This is a genomic window from Sphingobium sp. BS19, from assembly GCF_027925545.1.
Lineage (GTDB): Bacteria > Pseudomonadota > Alphaproteobacteria > Sphingomonadales > Sphingomonadaceae > Sphingobium.
Genome location: NZ_BSEF01000012.1, coordinates 1 through 18,973, shown reverse-complemented (window position 1 = coordinate 18,973; position 18,973 = coordinate 1). Strand labels below are relative to the sequence as shown.

The following is an 18,973-nucleotide window of genomic DNA, read 5'->3' as shown; positions in this document are numbered from 1 at the left end:
GCATAGCTTAACACATCCCCGCGACGTGTTAAGGAGAAGGCTCAATCATCGGTGGCAGGCTGGTAATCGTAATGTCGGGGAGCTCCAAAGCCTCTGCGTCCTTGGGAGGTGTGTAGCGCGAACCTTCATCGCACCAGCCAATAAAGAACGAATATTTTATCGAATCGAGGGCCTCGTCCATAACATCCTGGGGGATGAACGTAGGACGAGGCAATCGACTATGATATTGCCGTTCATCGCATGAATCCCAACGTCCTTCTGGACCTGCCGCGCAGAATCTGCCTGCCGGTTTCTTGCGTGCTTCAATCGCATATCGGCCAAGCCTGATAGCGATTTCTCCGGAATGCCTTGGGCTAACATCAAAGCCCCAAACCTGTCGCGATAGTCCATTTTCAGCCGCGCGACGTACTTCGATCTTCATCATTCCGCGTCCTTGGTGGTGAGGGCTGCATCTTTGTAGCATTCCCATGCGCGTCGCACTTCCCTTGGATTCGGGTCTGGTGCGCGTGAGCCTTCTATAAATCGGTAACCTGCCATAAAGCCAGCCCGGTAGATGCCTTCCGCATCTCTCAGCCTATCCGCCTCTGTGTCGGGGGTGGGCATAAACTTCGGCTTCCCCGCATGTTTCGCCCGCGTCCGTTCGATCTTTGCCCAGCACTCGACCATTTTGGTTTTGGCAGCGGTCATCATGTCAATGTCATGCGCCGTTGCCAGCGCGGCCAACGTGTTCATCACGTCGCCAATCTCGCCAGCAACCTCGCCTTTTGGGTGGCTGAAAACCCAATCGACAATCTGATGCGCCTCCGATGCCGTGCATCCAGCGGCATGCGCAAGTTCGTTCGACTCTTCCAGAAAGCGGTGATTGCGCTCGGTCTTGTCGTCCGCGATTTCTTGCCCGAACGTTTCGGCAAGCCAGTTATTTACATCGGCCTGATAGTCTGTGTCGGGGGTGGTGTGGGATTGGAGGGTGGCGCACGTCTGATCGATCAATGGGCCATAAATGCTGGAACTCATGCGCTTCAACGTAAGTAGCCGTTTAACCAGTTCTGGCGGTGAGGATGACCGCGCCATTTCCATAGCAGTCCTGTAGCCCTCCTTGCGCGCCTCGTGCAGTTCAAAGATATTGTATAACGGATCCAGTGCTTCACTCTCCCCCTTAGCCAGCGCGTCAGGTTGGGGTGGGTGGGCTGGTGCTGCATGGAGAAGCGCTTTCCATGTGTCGCGCATTTGCTGGTCGTCCGCTTCATCGCAACAGGTTGCGTCAAGCATAGCATGCGTCAAATCGACCGGCACAAGTTTCCAGTCAGTCATGCGTCTTGCTCCGGGGTTTTGAGGGATGGCGGGACGACGAACATGGTTAGAGCCTGCAACACGGCCTCGCGCTCGGCACGTATATCTTCGCGGCCATCTGTCGATACCACCAAAGCGCCAGCCGCCTTTGCCAAAGCATAAGCGGCGTTCCAAGCCACCGGCTCAACCGCCTGTGTGGTGAGGGATGCGGCTTCACGAAGGTAGCCAAGCAAATTGCCAGATCGATCAATCTGCTCATCACAGGCTTTTGCAACGCCTACCGGATTATTGCGGTATGCTTCGACCAGACGGGTCAGCAACTTCGCCTCGACCGTCGATGCGGGTGCGTTGGTCATGGGGTGGTTCCTTTCGTTTTCGCAGACAGCAACCAGACACCCAGCGCCACACATGCGCCGATGTCTGATGCGTCGCCGGGTGTCCAATCGCGCCAGGCAGTAATGCCGACGCCGATAGCCAGCCAATATGCTGCCCAGCCAAGTGCTATGGATGCAATCAGTTCACGCATCATCGCCTCCGGGGATAAGGTTGAGGATAGACTCAGCGATGACCAGATCCACGATCCCCGCGCTATCTTGGGTCATGATTGGTCTCTGGTGGCGGGTTTGCGATTGGCGGCACGATTGCGCGCTTCATGCTCAAGGTGGATAAGCCGCGCGCTCCATGCCGACGCCGCCGACTTGACCGCTTTACCGAAGCCCCAAGCCCAGCCATTCTGACGCTGCATCGACTGCTCCCTATGCTTGTTAAGTTCGCGCTGGCCTAACTTTCTGGCATTGGGCGTCAGGTCGAATTTACTCAGATTATTAACTGCCCACGCTAGATATTTGGGATTGAAGGAAGCGATCTCAGAGATAAGCATGCCTTTGTATTTCCCAAACGGCAGCGGGTCATTCCAATCGTACTGCATCACACATCCTTCGCAATTGGCAGGGTCCGACGATGTTTCCGCTTTGGTGGCGATCCGTCGTCAACCGGCTTCCTCGCCAGCGTCCCGGCGAAGTTCGTTCCAACGCCCTTGGTCTGGCGAACGTAAGGCACTTTCTTGCCGTCCTTCATCATCCAGAAGCGGCCACCCTCAATGAATATCTCCATTGCTCAACCTCCCGTGTGTTGACTGATATTCTACCATGCCTTCCAGTAGCGTCACATCGGGCAGCGGGACACGAATAGGCTGATCGAAACGCTGATAGCGGCCTTCCTGATCAACATAGCCGGGAAGAAGATTGCCCACTTCATCGAAGTCGCTTTGCGCGAATTTACGGTTGGACATCGTTCGGCTCCTTCGCAATTGGCAGGGTGTCGTTTAGGTGGTCGGCGCGAAGGGCGAGTTGCTCTTCCGGGCTATCTATCGTCATAGTGGCCCCGCAATGCTTCGGCCAACCGTGCTTCATTGCGAAGGACGCCGAAACCTGCTCGGTGTATCCACATGTCCGGCACCACACCTGACCGCGTGTCAGGCTTGGGTGCGCTGTGGCCAAGGTGTCGTGTAGCCCCTCCACTCGCGCTATCAATGAGGTCAGGTTATCCATTGTCTTGGTTCCTTAGATATTGGGCGACGGCGAGGATGTCGGTCACGGTCAACGACGCCGACTTGTCACCGCCAAATTGCAGGCCATGTATCTCATCGCCAGCGTGGCGCATTGTTGACCACTGTTCGCAAAACTGGATCAGCCGGCATGCAGCTTCCCGCGCCGCTATCTGGGGGATGTCGGAGGTCATGACGGGGTGCCTAGCGCGGCTTCTGCGATAAGAAGCGCCTCAACGAAATTCTCGTTCAATTCGCGAACTTCATATCCGTCGTAGTTTGCAAGGTTTAACTCTCCCGGCAGATCGTAAATCTTCTGCAAAGCCTCCCGTAGCCGCTCGATATCCTTAGTCAGAATTGCATTGGCCTCGCGTTCACTATCCAGTGTCGTGATGGCCTCTTGGTATTTTCGGCCCTGCTCGGTATAGGTTGCTTGTATCGCCTCCATTGAAGCACATAGGGCGCGATAGGCGCTGTTCTGTCGGCGCAGGCCTTCCATCGTTTCAGGAACCGTTGCGGTTGATGCTGCCATCACAAATCCCCTTGCTTGTTGGTTGGGAGGCGATGGGAGGCGCGCACCCGTGCTTGCAGTTTTCGTCCTGCATCAAAGGCTTCATTGTAGTTCTTCGGCGTTGGCGATCTAGCGGCCCAAACAAGGTCGATTACGCTGGCTAATGTCGCCCCAGCTTCTCGCTCAGCCTTTTTCCGGCTGCTCAGCCATTTGTCTTTCAGAATGTCCAAAGTACCGACAACATCACCTATGGCGCACCGCCAAACAGCCTGAGCCTCGCGCTCTGCTTCCCTGCGATCTACTGTGTCACCCATGAGCGAACATCCTTTCGTGATTGGTCAGGAGGGGGTGGGTCATCACATGTCACCAGGCGCAGTGAGTGAACGCGCGACCCAAACACAGAACGCCAGCGTAGGCAGGACGGCAAACCCGCATAGGTAGCCGATTAGAAAATCGTGGCTCATGCTGCTAACTCCGTAGGACAATGGAAACCGCATCCGCCAAAGTCAGCGGAACGAACGACAGTTGAGTGGTCGGCGGGTATGTCGCTGGGGTAGCAACGGATGTTACGAACCTTGCCGTCCTCGCCCTTCTCGCGGCCAATGATGACGATCTTCGCGCCAAACTTCCGGCACTGCGCATCACGACGCCAGAACACGACCGGGAACCACTTACGGATAAGAGCCCAATAGAACGGGCTGGACGACTTCACGCAACCGGGGCAGTTGCCATTGGGCATCCCAATCTCATAGACCCATGGGCGCTTTATGCCGTGTTGAGCCAGTATCGCATGAGTGCCCTTCTTCTTAAGACCGATCTCAATCAAAGGCGACCGTTGGCGAAGGTTTGGATGCTCGACCAGCATCCGGTCGAAGCGCTTGGCGTCCAACTTGTCAGCAGTATAGCCCCATAGATGCGTATCGCTTGGCAGTTGGAAATTGAGGCGGGGAACAATCTTCATTTCGCCAGTGCAGGGCGCGCCGTTTATGCCTGACAGATAGCGGCGCTTCTCAAACACCTCGTCAATGGTGGCATATTGAGTAGAGCGAAGGCGGACGATCTCTTTGCCTAGCCACTGCTCGACATCGTTGATAAAACGGTGGCTATCTTCGTGGACGCTTTCGCCTAAGTCGCAGTGGGCAAGGATGATGTTAGGATCATCCATCAACGCCATGTGTGCCATGACTACGCTGTTCACGCCATCCACCCATGCAATTGTGCGTTTGCTGGTTAGATTGTCGAATAGGTCGGACTGCTGGACGGATAGCCCGCGCGTCGCTAAATCTGTGTCACCCATCATCGCACTCCCATGCGTTCGTTGGTCAGGACCGGGCGACGCTTGCAGGCGTTACTCGGTCCGTCATTAAGACAGTGATCCAAGGTCGAGCCTTGAACCTGTCCCGTGATTCTATCGTGAACAACCGCCTGTGTGTGCGGCGTGTTGAAGCGCGATAACGACCGGAAATCAGCCAGTGATGCTAGGGGAACCGCCTTCGGGAGGCAGGGGCCGGAGGTTCGAATCCTCTTTCCCCGACCACTTATTTGCTTCGAAAGATGCATGACCCCTGCGCCGCATGGCGCGGGGGTTTTTGCTGGTGGTCAGGTTATGATTTCAACGCTTCGTGGACCAACCGAAACCGGGCACCCATCGATCTGGAAATCTACAGAGTGCGCACTGCGATTGAGGCAGACGAACGGGCCATCGGGAAGCAGCTTGAATGCCAGCATATCGCCCTGAGCAGCCTCCCAGTCCCGGACGGTCATCCGGTCGCCATCTGGGCGTAGCCAGGCGATATCATTGTCCTTCAATACATGCGTATTGCGTAATGCCGGAGAAGCGGCACGAACCGCAGCCAGAATGACGCTGTGCGCTTCGATCTCGCGGTCACGGCCTTCCCAGTCGATCCATGTAATCTCGTTGTCCTGCGCATAGGCGTTGTTATTGCCCTGTTGCGTGCGGCAAAATTCGTCCCCCGCCGTGAGCATGATCGTGCCGCGCGAAATAAAAAGGGTCGACAGAAGCGCCTTGATGTCTCGACGCCGCGCCGCGTTGACATCGGGATATTCGCTCCGGCCTTCGACCCCATTATTCCAACTTAGGTTTTCGCCGTGCCCGTCACGGTTATCTTCTCCATTGGCGTGATTGTGCCGCTGTTCATAGGCAGTCAGGTCGGCAAGGCTGAACCCGTCATGGGCGGCAAGAAAGTTGACGGTGCGTGTATCCTTGTTCGGAAAAACATCGGTCGATCCAGCGATCCGAGTCGCAAGCCCGCCCAACATATGTTGATCGCCGCGCCAGAACCGCCGTAGGTCGTCACGGTATCGGTCGTTCCATTCCAGCCAATTTTCGCCGAAGCAGCCAAGTTGATAGCCACCCGGACCAATGTCCCACGGCTCGGCAATCATGATGCGATCGGCGAGGATCGGATCAGCCGCAATTTCCTGCAAAAGCGGTGCCGCCGGGTCGAATCCATCCGGTAATCGCCCCAATGCAGGGGCAAGGTCGAAGCGGAATCCGTCGATGCCTGCATAGCGAACGAAATACCGCATCGAATCGCAGATCAGGCGGCGGCTGACAGGATGATTGCAGTCGATGGCATTACCTGTGCCAGTATCGTTGATGAGCGCGCCATCGTCCGCATGGCGAAAATAGCTGCGCGCATCCAAACCACGCAACGACAGCGTTGGCCCCAGTACGTCACTCTCCCCGTCATGGTTATAGACCATATCCATGATGACGCCGATGCCAACATCGTGCAGCGCTCTGGTGACCGCACGCAGATCGTCCATGCCGCCCGGCGCCAGACGCGGATCGAGCGCGAAATAGCTCACCGGGTTATATCCCCACGCATTGGTGACGCCCAATGGCGGGAGATGCCGTTCGTCTATCCATGCGTTGATAGGCATAAGTTCGACAGCGCCCACATGCAGGCGCTGTAGATGCGCGATGACCGCGGGGTGCATCAGCGCCCGCAACGTCCCGCGCTGATCGGCAGGAATGTCCGGGTTCAGCATAGTGAAAGCCCGCACCTGCAATTCATAAATCAGTCCGCCGTGCGCAAATTCTGGAGCTTTGGCCAGGACGACGGGCGGCGCTGTTTCAACGATCCCTTTAGGCATCAATGGCGCGGTATCCCCGCTCACCCCCTTCCTTTCCGCAAGCATCGGGTGATAGGCAAATGGCCGGTCGATCCGCGTGGCATAGGGATCGAGCAGCAGCTTGTCCGGATCGAACCACAGCCCTGCATCCGGATCGTGCGGACCGTCTGCACGCAGTCCGTAATGCGTCCCCGCTCCCACTCCTGGCGTGAACAAGGAGAACACCCGGCCATGGCGCGCCATTGGAAGACGCGCAATTTCGCGATCTTGATCGAAAAGGCATAGAGACAGTGTATCGGCGGACGACCAGACCGAAAAACGGGTTCCGCCCTCCTCGACCTGCGGGCCTAAAGCAGGGAGGTCCGCTGGCGTCACGGCATCAACGATTTGTACAAGGCAGCGTACCGCGCAGCGCTTTTATTCCACGAGAAGTCTGCCGCCATGCCAGCGCGCTGCATCGATGCCCAGCTTGGCTTGTCGGCGTATAGAATCACAGCGCGTTCTATTGCGCGTTTCAAGCCTACAGGACCGGGCGGTGCGAACTGTATCCCGGTCGCCACCCCTGCGCCCAACGCCGCCTCATTGGCGTCGATCACGGTATCGGCCAGCCCACCGACACGCGCGACAACAGGAACGCAGCCATAGCGCAGCGCATATAGCTGGGTCAGTCCGCACGGTTCGAAACGCGAAGGAATGAGGATCGCATCGCCGCCTGCCTGCATCACATGCGATAGCGGTTCGTCATAGCCGATGTGGACGCCAACGCGCCCACGATAGCGTTCCGCCGCCGCCAGAAAGGCGCCCTCAAGCGGATGATCGCCCGATCCCAGCACAGCCAGCTTACCGCCCAATGCCACCAGATGATCCAGCGCATCGACGAGCATGTCCATGCCCTTTTGCCATGTCAGGCGACTGACGACGATGAACAGCGGGCTGTCATCCTTATCCAGCCCGAAACTGCGTTCGATATGCCGTCGATTGGCGGAACGACCGGAAAGGGCGCGGCTGGAAAAGGACTTAACCAACAGCGGATCGGTCGCAGGGGTCCATGCAGCGGTGTCGATCCCGTTCAATATGCCGTGCAGCCGGTCACCCCGCCCCACCAGCAGACCGTCCAGACCCATGCCGTCAGCGGTCGACCGGATTTCCTGCGCATAAGTGGGGCTGACGGTTGTGATCGCATCGGCAGAAACCAGCCCGGCTTTCAGGAACCCGGTGCCGCCATAATATTCGACACCATCCATTCCCCAAGCTTCCGGGAGCAGGCCCAGTGCGTCGAATATCGCAGCATCGAATCGCCCCTGAAACGCCAGGTTGTGGATCGTGACGACCTTCGGCACGGCATGGGCAGCCCCGAAGCGCATATACGCCAGCGTCATCGCGGCCTGCCAGTCGTGCGCGTGAACGACATCAGGGAGCCAGCCTTTCAGCAAGCCCGCAGCGATGTCCGCCCCCGCGCGGGATAAGGCCGCAAAGCGCCGCCAGTTATCCGGCCAGCCATTGCCCGCCATATCGTCATAGGGTCCACCGGCGCGACCGAAAAAAGGCGGGCAATCCAGAACGATGAGGTCCAGATCTCCCACCTTGGCTGAGATGAGCGTTGCGGACTCACCGAACAGCGAGTCATAGTGATGCAGCTTCTTGCCTTTGCCAATCCTTGCCATCACAGATGGATAACCGGGGATCAGTGTGCGCGTTGCCACGTCTTCCTTCGCCAATGCCAGGGGCAACGCCCCGACGACATCGGCGAGGCCACCCGTTTTGATGAGCGGGAATATCTCGGACGCGACGGATAACAGTTTCATGCGGTCAGGCTATCGGGCAATCGGTCGATCATCGTCTGCGTTATCAGGCACACGCCCTTGTCCGTACGGCGGAACCACTTCGCATCATGGTCGGGATGCTCACCGACAATCAGTTTAGGAGGAATGCGGACACCCGAATCAAGTACGCATTTGTGCAATCGTGCGCCACGGCCGATTTCGCAATTGGGCAAGATGATGCTCTCCGTAACTGACGAAAAACTATGCGTCCTCACTCCGCTGAACAACAGGCTGCGGTGGAGCGACGATCCCGAAACGATGCATCCTCCCGCGATCAGGGAAGAGGTGGCGGAACCGCGTCGCCCATCTTCGTCATGCACGAATTTGGCCGGGGCTGTCACCTCTGCATGGGTCCATAATGGCCAGTGTGTGTCGTAGATGTCCAAGGGAGGAACGACGTCGGTAAGGTCAATGTTCGCCTGCCAATAGGCGTCGATGGTTCCCACATCACGCCAATAGGCTTCCGTTTCGCTTTCGGCGCGGACGCAACTGTTAGCGAACCGATGCGCGACAGCTTTGCCGTGCTTCACCATATAGGGGATGATATCCCCACCGAAATCGCGCGAGCTGTCGGGTGTCGCCGCGTCTCGACGCAATTGCTCAGCCAATATCTTGGTCCGAAAAACATAGATGCCCATGGATGCCAAAGCCCGATCCGGTTGGCCCGGTATGCTGGGCGGGTCGGCTGGCTTTTCGACGAAATCGATGATTGTGTCGTGCCCATCGACGTGCATCACCCCGAAGCCGAAAGCTTCCATCCGCGGCACTTCCAAACACCCAACGGTCACATCCGCTCCGCTGTCGACATGCTGCTGCAACATCAACTCATAGTCCATCTTGTAGATATGATCGCCTGCCAGCAGGACCATATATTCCGGCGCATAGGCTTCGATGATGTCGAGGTTCTGAAACACAGCGTCGGCGGTGCCTTCATACCACTGATGTTCGGACACGCGCTGACTGGCGGGGAGAATATCGAAACTCTCATTGCGCTCGGTGCGGAAGAAATTCCACCCGCGCTGGAGATGCCGGATCAGCGAGTGCGCCTTATACTGAGTGGCCACGCCGATCCGCCGAATGCCACTGTTAAGGGCGTTGGATAGGGCGAAATCGATGATCCGAACCTTGCCGCCGAAATGCACGGCGGGCTTCGCGCGAATATCGGTCAGTTCACCCAGCCGACTGCCGCGCCCCCCCGCCAGCACATAGGCCATGGCATCGCGGGAAATCGGCTGATGTCTCCTCTGCATGGGTCTCTCCTGTATTCTCTATTGTTCGTCGTCCGGTTCAAGCATGAGGGTAGCAAGCGGCGGGATAGTGATATGCGCCCATCCATCGTCGGCCGCTTCGACAACGCCGCCATTCCCTGCGCCGCTGCCACCATAATCAGATGCGTCTGTGTTCAGTATCTCCCGCCAGCGCCCGCCATGGGGCAAGCGCATGCCATAACCATGGCGGAGCAATGGCGTGAAATGACTGATGACTACGACAGGTCTGTCCCCCGGCGCGCGGCGCGTCCATGCGAAGACCGAATCCTCCGCGGCGTTCACCAGCAACCATTCGAAACCTTCGCCCTCACAATCGCGGGCGTGGAGGGCTGGCTTCTTCCGGTACAGCCGGTTGATGTCGCGAACGACCGATTGCACGCCCCGATGCGGTGCCTGATGAAGCAGATGCCAGTCCAGCGCGCGCTCCTCGGTCCATTCGGCGCGCTGCGCAAACTCCTGCCCCATGAACAGCAGCTTCTTGCCGGGATAACCCCACATCATTGCGTAATAGGCGCGCAAGGTAGCAAACTTCTGCCAGTCATCGCCAGCCATTTTGGTAAGCAATGAACCTTTACCGTGCACGACTTCGTCGTGGCTGAGCGGCAGAATGTAATTCTCGGCAAAGGCGTACAGCAATCCGAATGTAATGTCGTTATGATGGTGGCACCGATGCACGGCATCGCGCTGCAGATAGCGCAAAGTGTCGTGCATGAACCCCATGTTCCATTTGAATCCGAAGCCAAGGCCACCTTCATGAACGGGATGCGATACCTTGGGCCAACTGGTCGACTCCTCGGCCATCGTCATCGCGCCGGTATCCATGCCGTACAGCGCGCGGTTCATGCCCTGAAGGAAATCGACCGCTTCCCAATTTTCCCGCCCGCCATCGGCATTGGGTATCCACTCGCCGTCCTTGCGCGAATAATCGAGGTACAGCATCGACGCGACCGCATCGACGCGCAGCGCATCGACATGATAGCGCTCCGCCCAGAACAGGGCGTTGTTGGTCAGGAAAGCCGACACCTCCCGCCGCCCGAAATTATAGATCGCGGTGTTCCAATCCGGGTGAAACCCCTTTCGCGGATCGGAATGTTCATACAGCGCGGTGCCGTCAAAATTGGCCAGACCATGTTCGTCGGTAGGGAAGTGCGCGGGCACCCAATCGAGGATCACGCCCATCCCGGCGAGATGCGCTCCGTCCACGAACCTCGCAAAGCCATCGGGATCGCCGAACCGCGCAGAGGGCGCATAGAGCCCAGTGGTCTGATAGCCCCAGCTTGGGTCATAGGGATGTTCGCTGATCGGCATGAATTCGATATGCGTAAAACCCATATCTGCGGCATAAGGAATAAGCCGATCCGCCAAAGCATCCCAACTTAGGAAATTACCGAACTCGTCACGTTGCCATGACCCGGCGTGCACTTCGTATATCGAAATCGGCTGACGGCGCGCATCGGCTTTTTTCCAGTGCGCGCGATGCGCAGTATCGGCCCAGGCATGTGTAGATGGTTCGGCGATGACGGATGCCGTCGCCGGACGGAGTTCCGAGCGGAAGGCGAAAGGGTCCGCTTTCAACGGAAGCACGACGCCAATGCCACTGATGATCTCATATTTATAGGCATGGCCCGGTCCGACATTAGGGACGAAGATTTCCCAAATCCCACTATCGGCGCGCAGGCGCATCGCGTGGCGGCGACCGTCCCATTGATTGAAGTCGCCCACAACGGATACGCGCCGTGCATTTGGTGCCCAGACCGCGAAGTGCGTGCCGACGGCGCCTTCATGGTCGATTAGGTGAGCACCCAGCTTGTCGAACAGCCGCAGATGCGATCCTTCGGCAATGTAGTAATCGTCCATCGGCCCCAGCACGGGGCCAAAGCTGTAAGGATCGATCACCGTGTAAGTCGTGCCATTGGCATAAGTCGCATTGTAACGCAGGGGTTGGCGCTTACGGATTGCAACCTTGCCTTCGAAGATACCGGCATCGTGAATGCAGGATAGCGCACCGACCGCCTTTCCTTCCAGTGTCGAAGCCGACACACCGACCGCATCCGGCAGGAAGCAGCGCGCCAAAAATCCCTTGTCGGCGGCGTGCACGCCCAAAACGGCAAAGGGGTCGTCCTCCCGCCCCGTAACGAGCGCTCCAATCCGGTCCGACGTCAACACTCAGCGATCACGGCAGCACCTTCCAGATGTCCCTCGCATATTCACGGATAGTGCGGTCCGACGAAAACCACCCCATCCGCGCGACATTATATATGGCCTTAGACGCCCAGCCAGCCTTGTCGTTCCACAAAGCATCTGCCTTTCGTTGCGCCGAGGCATAACTGTCGAAATCTGCGGCAACCATGAACCAGTCATGATCGTAAATGCCACCGATCAGATCCGCATAGCGGTTCGGATCGCCGGGCGAGAACACGCCCGATCGGATGGCGTTCAACGCTTGCGACAATTCCGTGCTGCCTTCGATTACGTCGCGCGGGTTATACCCGTTGGCGCGCCGCTCCCCCACTTCCTCGGCCGTCAGACCGAAGATCAAAATGTTGTCCGCCTCGACATGATCGCGCATTTCCACATTGGCACCGTCTAGCGTGCCGATGGTCAGCGCGCCATTTACGGCGAACTTCATGTTGCCGGTGCCGGACGCTTCCATGCCGGCCGTAGAAATCTGTTCGGAAAGGTCCGCAGCGGGGATCATGATTTCCGCCATCGACACATTGTAATTGGGCACGAACTGCACCTTGAGCAGCCCCTGCACCGCCGGATCGTGGTTCACCACACGTGCCACGTCATTCGCCAGTTTTATGATGAGCTTCGCATTGTGGTAACTCGGCGCCGCCTTGCCGCCGAACAGCTTGACCCGCGGCACCCAGTTGCGCTCGGGATGCGACCGGATCTGATCGTAAAGCGAGACTGCTTCGATGATGTTGAGCAACTGCCTCTTATACTCGTGGATGCGCTTGATATGGATATCGAACATGGCCGACGGGTCGATGCGCGCATTGATCCGTTCGCGCAACACCTGCGACAGATGCTGCTTGTTGGCGAGCTTTACCGCAAGGAATTTCTCCTGAAAGCCGCTGTCATGCGCAAAGGCTTCCAGATCGCGCAGCCCTTCTGCATCATCCATGAAACGGTCGCCAATGGCTTCGCGGATCAGGGAAAACAGCCCCGGATTGCATTGCATCAACCAGCGGCGGAACGTGACACCGTTGGTTTTGTTATTGATACGCGTGGGGTAAAGCCGATGGAAGTCGGCGAACACCGTTTGCTTCATCAAATCGGTGTGCAAAGCCGACACGCCATTTATGCTGTGCGATCCGGCAAAAGCCAGATTCCCCATGCGAACCCGACGCTCGCCGCCCTCGTCGATCAGTGAAATCGTGCCGATGGCCTTGTCGTCGAACCCGCCTGCGCGACGTGCTTCAGCGAGCAAGCGGCTATTGACGGCGTAGACGATCTGCATGTGCCGTGGCAGCAGTCGCTCGAACAGCGGGACGGGCCAGCTTTCGAGAGCTTCGGGCAACAGCGTGTGATTGGTATAGCTGAACGTGCGTCGGGTTATGTCCCACGCTTCGTCGAAATCGAGACCGTGAACATCGAGCAGCAGGCGCATCATTTCGGCGACAGACACCGCTGGATGCGTGTCGTTAAGTTGGATCGCCGCCTTGTCCGGCAGGGTTTTTATATCGCCGAAATATTGGATATGCCGACGCACAATGTCTTGCAGCGAGGCGGCGGAGAAGAAATATTCCTGCCGCAAGCGTAGTTCCTGCCCCGCCGGCGAACTGTCCGCAGGATACAGCACGCGAGTCAGCGCTTCGGCCCGGTTGCTTTCCTGCAAGGCACCGACATGATCGCCAGCGTTGAAGCGGTCGAGCAGGATGGGGTCGATCGGTTGCGCCGTCCAAAGCCGCAGAGTGTTGACCCGCTTTCCGCGCCAACCGGCAATCGGCGTGTCGTAGGGCGTGGCGATCACACGCTCGGCCGGTTTCCACACCATTTGATGCGGGCTCGCATCGTCGTTCTCCGCCGGATCGACCAGCCCGCCAAAGCCAACTTCATAGCTGGCTTCGCGCCTTTCAAACTCCCAGGGATTGCCATGCGTAAGCCACGTTTCCGGCAATTCGACTTGCCAGCCATCGGAAATTTCCTGACGGAACATGCCGTTTACATAGCGTATGCCATAGCCATAAGCAGGCACGTCAACTGTCGCCATGCTTTCCATAAAACATGCCGCCAAGCGCCCCAAACCGCCATTGCCAAGCGCGGCATCCGGCTCAAGCTCAGCGATCACATCGATGTCGACGTTCAGCGATGCCAGCGCCTGCTGCATCTCGTCCAGCAATTCCATGTTAGATATAGCGTCGCGCATCAGACGACCGATCAGAAATTCCAGCGAGAGATAATACACTCGCCGCCCCTGCTCCTCATAGGTTTTGTGCGTGGAGGATATCCAGGAGTCGATCACCCTATCGCGGATCGAGAGGATTACGGCGTGGAGCCAGTCATGCGGTTGCGCCGCCGCTGCATCCTTACCCAACCGATAGGTCAGCCGCTCGACGATCTCATGCGCAAGGATTGCCGGATCGGACTGGCGCGGCGCCGGCTTCGGGAGAGCAGGTGCAACGCCCGGATCCTGGGTCGAAAGGTTCATGATAGCGCATTCCCCCTGAGGACAGTTATTACTGTACCCTCTCCCACCTCTTTCCGTGAAGATTGCACAGGAGGGACGTGCGCGCCAAGCGTTTCTTATGCTTTTACGCGCATCAGCCCTTCCTGCGTACAGCTAGCCACCAGCTTTCCCCATCGATCGAAGATCATGCCGCGATTATAGCCCCTCCCGTGACCCGACCAAGGGCTGTCCATCGTGTAGAGCAGCCAGTCGTCCACCGCGACGTCATCATGGAACCAAAGAGCATGGTCGAGGCTGGCGCTCTGCAACGCCGCCGACTGCAACCGCAATCCGTGGGGCATAAGGGCCGTGCCCAATAGCGCCAGATCGGTCGCAAATGCCAGGATTGCGCGATGCATATGTTGATTTGCCAAAACAGGCGCGCGCATCCGGAACCACATGTGAGATATGGGATCGGTCGCCTGGCTCTGGAAAAACGTCGGAACACCGACATAACGAATTTCAAACGGGCTTGGCCGGACCAGAAACCGATATTGCTGTTCAGACAGTTCATCGCGGCGCTGTCGCGCATAGTCTGCCAAGTCGTCTAACGACTCGGGTGGGGCCACATCGGGCATTGAAAGCTGATGCGCAAGCCCTGCTTCAGGCACCTGAAACGATGCTACGAGATTAAGGATGGGCTTTTCTTTCTGAATCGCCACGACCCGGCGATTGGAAAAGGTGCGGCCATCGAAGTCGGCCTCCACGCGAAAGTCGATTGGATAATCCTCATCCCCCGGTCGCATGAAATAAGCATGAAGGGAATGGACCAACTTGTCGCTCGCAATCGTCTTCATTGCTGCCGCCAGCGCTTGGCCTATGACCTGGCCGCCAAAGATACGACCGACGCCGCCCGGTCGCTGGGCACCTCTGAAAAGATTGTCCGATAGCGGCGAAACGTCCAGCAAATGTACCAGACCTGCCACCAATACTTCCGGTGGAATAGGCGTTTTTTCAGTCATCGTTTAACGTATTCCTGCAAAATCAGGCGCGGCTATGGGCTAGCGCGGCATAGATAAGCGTTTTGAGTTCTCGTCGAATGGATATTGCGCTGGAAGGCATCACCTGCGTCATAAACACCGCAATGATGCGTTCAACCGGGTCGACGAAGAAAAAGGTCGAAAGCATCCCACCCCAATAATATTCGCCTGCCGAACCGGGCAGCATCGCCGTTACCGGATTCTGGGTGACGGCGAAGCCGAGACCGAAACCGATCCCCGCATTCTGACTTTCGCTGAACATGGACCGCGAAGCTCCGGCCAGATCGCCACCGCCGGGTAGGTGGTTGGATGTCATCAGCGCGATGGTCTTTGGCGAAAGCAAACGGGCGCCATCCAGTTCGCCTCCCCGTAGCAACATGCGGCAGAAACGATGATAGTCATGCGTCGAGGAAACCAGGCCGCCTCCACCGGAATATGATTTGAGCGGAACGCGCCAACGGCTGCTTTCACCCCGGTCGTACAGAGTGCGGACGCCCTGCCCGTCAATTTGCCATGCGTCCGCCAGGCGCGGCTGATGGTCTTGAGGGACTTCAAAGAAAGTGCTGTCCATACGGAGTGGCGCAAAGATGCAGCTAGCGAAAAACTCCGCAAGCGAAAGACCGGACAGCCGTTCGATGATTATTCCCAGAACATCTGTCGCGACCGAATAATTCCAGCTTGTACCAGGCGAAAACTCCAGCGGCAAGGCACCCAGAGCAGCGATATATTCATCGGACGACCGTAATTGATGGAACACGTCGAGTTTCTGCGTTGCGTATGCAGCGTCGATGGGGCTTTGCTGCTGAAAGCTGTATGTCAGCCCGGATGTATGCCGAAGCAGATCAATCATCCGCATTGGCGCATCCGGTAACTCGGTCAGGAACGGTGCGCCGTCTTCGCCGCCGCTTACCCTAACGCGCATATCCGCGAACTCTGGCAGGATGGCATGAACGGGAGTGTCCAGCGCAACCCTGCCCTCTTCGACTAGCATCATGAAAGCCACGGAGGTGACGGGCTTCGTCATCGACGCAATGCGGAACAGGGCGTCCTCGGCAAGCGCTTCGCCATCGGCCTGCGCTTCGCCTAGACTGAAAAACGATACTATTTCCTCGTCACGAGACACCAGGAGCTGCGCATGCGGCAACAGCCCTGGACGGATATATCTATCGTCAAGATAGGCTTCGATCCGTTTGAGACGGGCGTCATCGAAGCCCGACGTCCGCTGCGACGTACTTAATTCCAAATCGTGTTGCATATCAGTCATATTGCCCGTCATGCCGATATGTACCTCGCTCCGTTTCCCTCGTTCATCGGCGGTTGCTAAACCATCGCGAATCTTCGGTAAAGCTAGCTCATGCCGCTGAGATTCCGAGCTATCAGGGTGCGGTGGCAACCCAAATGATATGCCGGGCGCCGCGACCGCTTCGGGTTGCCCGCACCACCTGTTCTTCCACGATGAAACCGGCATTTTTCAAGCGCGCGGTGAACATGGGGCTGGGGCCGGATGACCAGACCAGCAGCAATCCCCCGGCACGCAATGCCTTGCGCGCGCGTGCCAGGCCGATTGCACCATAAAGCCGGTCGTTGCTTGCCCGTGTCAGCCCATCGGGGCCATTGTCGACATCCAGCAATATGGCATCGAAGCTGCCCTCAGCATTATCGATCAGCACTCCAACATCCTGCTGCGCGATAGTAAGCCGCGCATCGGATAGGCTATCGCCGAAAATCTCGGCCATCGGCCCCTCGGCCCAAGCGATCACGCTCGGCACCAGTTCAGCCACCACAATCCGGGCGTCAGCGGGCAGTGCATGGAGTGCTGCGCGTAAGGTGAACCCCATGCCCAGACCGCCGATCGCTATATGCACGCCGGATTTGCCAGCCAGGCGAGCACATGCAAGCGTTGCCAGCGCCTCCTCAGAGCCACTGAGACGGCTATTCATTAGTTCGTTGCCGCCGAGCATGATGGAAAACTCGTCGCCCCTGCGAAAAAGCTTAAGCTGACCGCCCCCTTCAGCAAAGGCTCCCGGTATTTCGGCAGTATCGATCAACACACGGGGAATCACGATGCGCCACCCTTTATGGTATTGGCAGGAATGGGGGACCATGCGGTCCAGTCGAGCGCCACGCCTACGCGATAGCAGTCTGGTTCTGCAATGTTCATGATGCAAATATTGGGATCAAGAAACGATACAGTCGCGCAGTCGCCCCAGCATGCTACGCCTTAACCATCCCCTGAGCCAGCACGCGCTGCGTACGCCAGATATGGCCTTCTCCTCCAATGTGCTAAGGTAGGGGATCTGCCAGTGAAATGCTGAGCGCTCTTATGCATGGAGACGATGTGACGATATATCAAATGTCCAGTGCAATTGGTATTGTCCCGGTTGGATTAGGCGAAAGCAGCAGATATACTGCGCGGGCAGAGCTATGATCCTTCACGGATATTGGCGGTCCACTGCCTCTTATCGGGTGAGGATCGCGCTCAACCTCAAGGGGCTTTCATATGAGCAGGTCACCCACGATCTGCGCCGCGGCGCCCAGCGCGATCCGGCGTTCCTGAAGCTCAACGCGCAAGGTCTGGTGCCAGCACTCGCGGCGGACGACCAACTCATTACTCAGTCACCTGCCATATTGGAGTGGCTGGAAGAACGTAACCCCGAGCCTGCGTTGCTCCCGGCAGGATCGAGTGATCGAGCAGTGGTTCGCACCATGGCCGCCGTCGTAGCGTGCGACATTCATCCCATAAACAATCTGAGGGTATTGAATGCGTTACGTAGCGAATTGGGCGCCGACAATGCCGCTATAACCCGTTGGATTGCACGCTGGATCGCTGAAGGCTTCGAAGCCTTGGAACTGATGGTTCTCCAAAGCGGCCGGGGCTTCGCGTTCGGTGATCGACCGACGCTTGCCGACTGCTATATTGTACCGCAAATGTACTCGGCTGAACGGTTTGGTGTGCCCACAATCGCTTATCCCAGCCTGATGGCGGCGGTCGAACGCGCTCGCGCCTTACCCGCTGTCGCCGCTGCGCATCCTGATCTTCAACCGGATGCGGACTTAACGATTTAGTGTTTTCAATATCTTATTGAATCATCCTGGTGGGATTGTCTACGCCAATTGGCCTAAGCGGTCCACGATGCCAGTAGCAGATAAGAATCATGGTATCCCCCGGACCTATTGGTACGGGGGTGGATGGTATGTGTGATGTTGTGTTTTATTGAGCGCTGGTTGCGGGAGTAGGATTTGAACCTACGACCTTCAGGTTATGAGCCTGACGAGCTACCGGGCTGCTCCATCCCGCGACACTGGGTTTGATCCTCAAGCTCTTCCAGTTAGAAAGCTACGAGGTGTAGGTTTTTGTCATCATGTATGGGTTTTGATCCGAACGTTTACGTTTATGCGCCTGCTTCAATGCCTGGCGACGACCTACTCTTCCAGTGCTTGAGCAATAGTACCATCGGCGCGGTCTGGTTTCACGGCCGAGTTCGAGATGGGATCGGGTGGGTCACAGACGCTATGGTCACCAAGCAATGAAGCAGGCGCATAAGCGTAATTGGGTTCGGGTTTTAATCGATGCCGTGCACAATTTGTATATAGACCTGTTTATCGGGCTGCGAAGATTATCCTTATCACCGTCGACGACGTTACTGGTTAGACCAGCATTGTCATTGATGGTGGGACTCTCAAGCGCGAAAAGAGCAATTAGGACTGGTTAGCTCCATGCGTTACCGCACTTCCACATCCAGCCTATCAACGTGGTGGTCTTCCACGGCTCGATGAAATC

20 protein-coding genes, 1 tRNA gene and 2 rRNA genes are annotated in these 18,973 nt (G+C 57.5%); 1 reads left to right on the top strand and 22 read right to left on the bottom strand.

Annotated features, from left to right (window positions below; genetic code table 11):
* Nucleotides 1-28: 28 nt before the first annotated feature.
* The 19 genes from QMG56_RS14870 to QMG56_RS14780 all read right to left on the bottom strand — a co-directional run bounded on the left by QMG56_RS14870 (nucleotide 29) and on the right by QMG56_RS14780 (nucleotide 17,255).
* A complete protein-coding gene (locus QMG56_RS14870) occupies nucleotides 29-424 on the bottom strand; it encodes a hypothetical protein (RefSeq protein ID WP_281823067.1) in 396 nt (131 codons plus the stop codon).
* Entirely contained in the window at nucleotides 421-1,311 is an 891-nt protein-coding gene (locus QMG56_RS14865) for a hypothetical protein (RefSeq protein WP_281823066.1), read from the bottom strand. Before QMG56_RS14865 ends, QMG56_RS14870 begins: the two co-directional genes overlap by 4 nt.
* Nucleotides 1,308-1,646 (bottom strand): hypothetical protein, encoded by a 339-nt coding sequence (locus QMG56_RS14860; RefSeq protein WP_281823065.1) that lies wholly within the window; start codon nucleotides 1,644-1,646, stop codon nucleotides 1,308-1,310. Before QMG56_RS14860 ends, QMG56_RS14865 begins: the two co-directional genes overlap by 4 nt.
* Nucleotides 1,643-1,819: a hypothetical protein gene (locus QMG56_RS14855; RefSeq protein WP_281823064.1), complete on the bottom strand. Its 177-nt coding sequence runs from the start codon at nucleotides 1,817-1,819 to the stop codon at nucleotides 1,643-1,645. The genes QMG56_RS14860 and QMG56_RS14855 overlap by 4 nt, the downstream gene beginning before the upstream one ends.
* Before the next feature lie 69 nt (nucleotides 1,820-1,888).
* Nucleotides 1,889-2,218, bottom strand: a complete 330-nt coding sequence (locus tag QMG56_RS14850; protein WP_281823063.1) for a hypothetical protein — start codon at nucleotides 2,216-2,218, stop codon at nucleotides 1,889-1,891.
* Nucleotides 2,218-2,403: a hypothetical protein gene (locus QMG56_RS14845; protein ID WP_281823062.1), complete on the bottom strand. Its 186-nt coding sequence runs from the start codon at nucleotides 2,401-2,403 to the stop codon at nucleotides 2,218-2,220. Before QMG56_RS14845 ends, QMG56_RS14850 begins: the two co-directional genes overlap by 1 nt.
* Nucleotides 2,387-2,581, bottom strand: a complete 195-nt coding sequence (locus QMG56_RS14840) for a hypothetical protein (protein ID WP_281823061.1) — start codon at nucleotides 2,579-2,581, stop codon at nucleotides 2,387-2,389. Before QMG56_RS14840 ends, QMG56_RS14845 begins: the two co-directional genes overlap by 17 nt.
* Nucleotides 2,582-2,832: 251 nt before the next feature.
* On the bottom strand, nucleotides 2,833-3,030 hold the full coding sequence (locus QMG56_RS14835; protein ID WP_281823060.1) for a hypothetical protein: 198 nt from the start codon (nucleotides 3,028-3,030) through the stop codon (nucleotides 2,833-2,835).
* Nucleotides 3,027-3,368, bottom strand: a complete 342-nt coding sequence (locus tag QMG56_RS14830; RefSeq protein WP_281823059.1) for a hypothetical protein — start codon at nucleotides 3,366-3,368, stop codon at nucleotides 3,027-3,029. The genes QMG56_RS14835 and QMG56_RS14830 overlap by 4 nt, the downstream gene beginning before the upstream one ends.
* Entirely contained in the window at nucleotides 3,368-3,661 is a 294-nt protein-coding gene (locus tag QMG56_RS14825) for a hypothetical protein (RefSeq protein WP_281823058.1), read from the bottom strand. Before QMG56_RS14825 ends, QMG56_RS14830 begins: the two co-directional genes overlap by 1 nt.
* A 146-nt stretch (nucleotides 3,662-3,807) precedes the next feature.
* Nucleotides 3,808-4,647, bottom strand: a complete 840-nt coding sequence (locus QMG56_RS14820; RefSeq protein WP_281823057.1) for a hypothetical protein — start codon at nucleotides 4,645-4,647, stop codon at nucleotides 3,808-3,810.
* Between the two features lie 299 nt (nucleotides 4,648-4,946).
* Entirely contained in the window at nucleotides 4,947-6,821 is a 1,875-nt protein-coding gene (glgX, locus tag QMG56_RS14815; protein ID WP_281823056.1) for a glycogen debranching protein GlgX, read from the bottom strand.
* Nucleotides 6,818-8,251 (bottom strand): glycogen synthase GlgA, encoded by a 1,434-nt coding sequence (gene glgA, locus QMG56_RS14810; RefSeq protein WP_281823055.1) that lies wholly within the window; start codon nucleotides 8,249-8,251, stop codon nucleotides 6,818-6,820. The genes glgX and glgA overlap by 4 nt, the downstream gene beginning before the upstream one ends.
* Nucleotides 8,248-9,519 (bottom strand): glucose-1-phosphate adenylyltransferase, encoded by a 1,272-nt coding sequence (glgC, locus tag QMG56_RS14805; protein WP_230189238.1) that lies wholly within the window; start codon nucleotides 9,517-9,519, stop codon nucleotides 8,248-8,250. The genes glgA and glgC overlap by 4 nt, the downstream gene beginning before the upstream one ends.
* Before the next feature lie 18 nt (nucleotides 9,520-9,537).
* Entirely contained in the window at nucleotides 9,538-11,703 is a 2,166-nt protein-coding gene (gene glgB / locus QMG56_RS14800) for a 1,4-alpha-glucan branching protein GlgB (protein ID WP_281823054.1), read from the bottom strand.
* A 7-nt stretch (nucleotides 11,704-11,710) separates the two neighbouring features.
* Nucleotides 11,711-14,194 carry a glycogen/starch/alpha-glucan phosphorylase gene (locus QMG56_RS14795; RefSeq protein ID WP_281823053.1) on the bottom strand — a complete coding sequence of 828 codons (2,484 nt, stop codon included), beginning with the start codon at nucleotides 14,192-14,194 and terminating at the stop codon, nucleotides 11,711-11,713.
* A 95-nt stretch (nucleotides 14,195-14,289) separates the two neighbouring features.
* On the bottom strand, nucleotides 14,290-15,174 hold the full coding sequence (locus QMG56_RS14790; protein WP_281823052.1) for an acyl-CoA thioesterase II: 885 nt from the start codon (nucleotides 15,172-15,174) through the stop codon (nucleotides 14,290-14,292).
* 22 nt (nucleotides 15,175-15,196) lie between these two features.
* Nucleotides 15,197-16,447 (bottom strand): serine hydrolase, encoded by a 1,251-nt coding sequence (locus QMG56_RS14785; RefSeq protein ID WP_281823174.1) that lies wholly within the window; start codon nucleotides 16,445-16,447, stop codon nucleotides 15,197-15,199.
* 121 nt (nucleotides 16,448-16,568) lie between these two features.
* Nucleotides 16,569-17,255 carry a hypothetical protein gene (locus tag QMG56_RS14780; RefSeq protein ID WP_281823051.1) on the bottom strand — a complete coding sequence of 229 codons (687 nt, stop codon included), beginning with the start codon at nucleotides 17,253-17,255 and terminating at the stop codon, nucleotides 16,569-16,571.
* Nucleotides 17,256-17,616: 361 nt separating this feature from the next.
* Here QMG56_RS14780 and maiA point away from each other — a divergent pair, with 361 nt between their 5' ends.
* Entirely contained in the window at nucleotides 17,617-18,258 is a 642-nt protein-coding gene (gene maiA / locus QMG56_RS14775) for a maleylacetoacetate isomerase (protein WP_230189233.1), read from the top strand.
* 156 nt (nucleotides 18,259-18,414) lie between these two features.
* Here the strand turns inward: maiA and QMG56_RS14770 are convergent.
* From QMG56_RS14770 to QMG56_RS14760, 3 genes are all read right to left on the bottom strand, one after another.
* Nucleotides 18,415-18,491, bottom strand: a tRNA-Met gene (locus QMG56_RS14770).
* Between the two features lie 111 nt (nucleotides 18,492-18,602).
* Nucleotides 18,603-18,717, bottom strand: a 5S ribosomal RNA gene (gene rrf / locus QMG56_RS14765).
* Nucleotides 18,718-18,870: 153 nt separating this feature from the next.
* Nucleotides 18,871-18,973 (bottom strand): 23S ribosomal RNA (locus QMG56_RS14760); the annotation flags it as partial.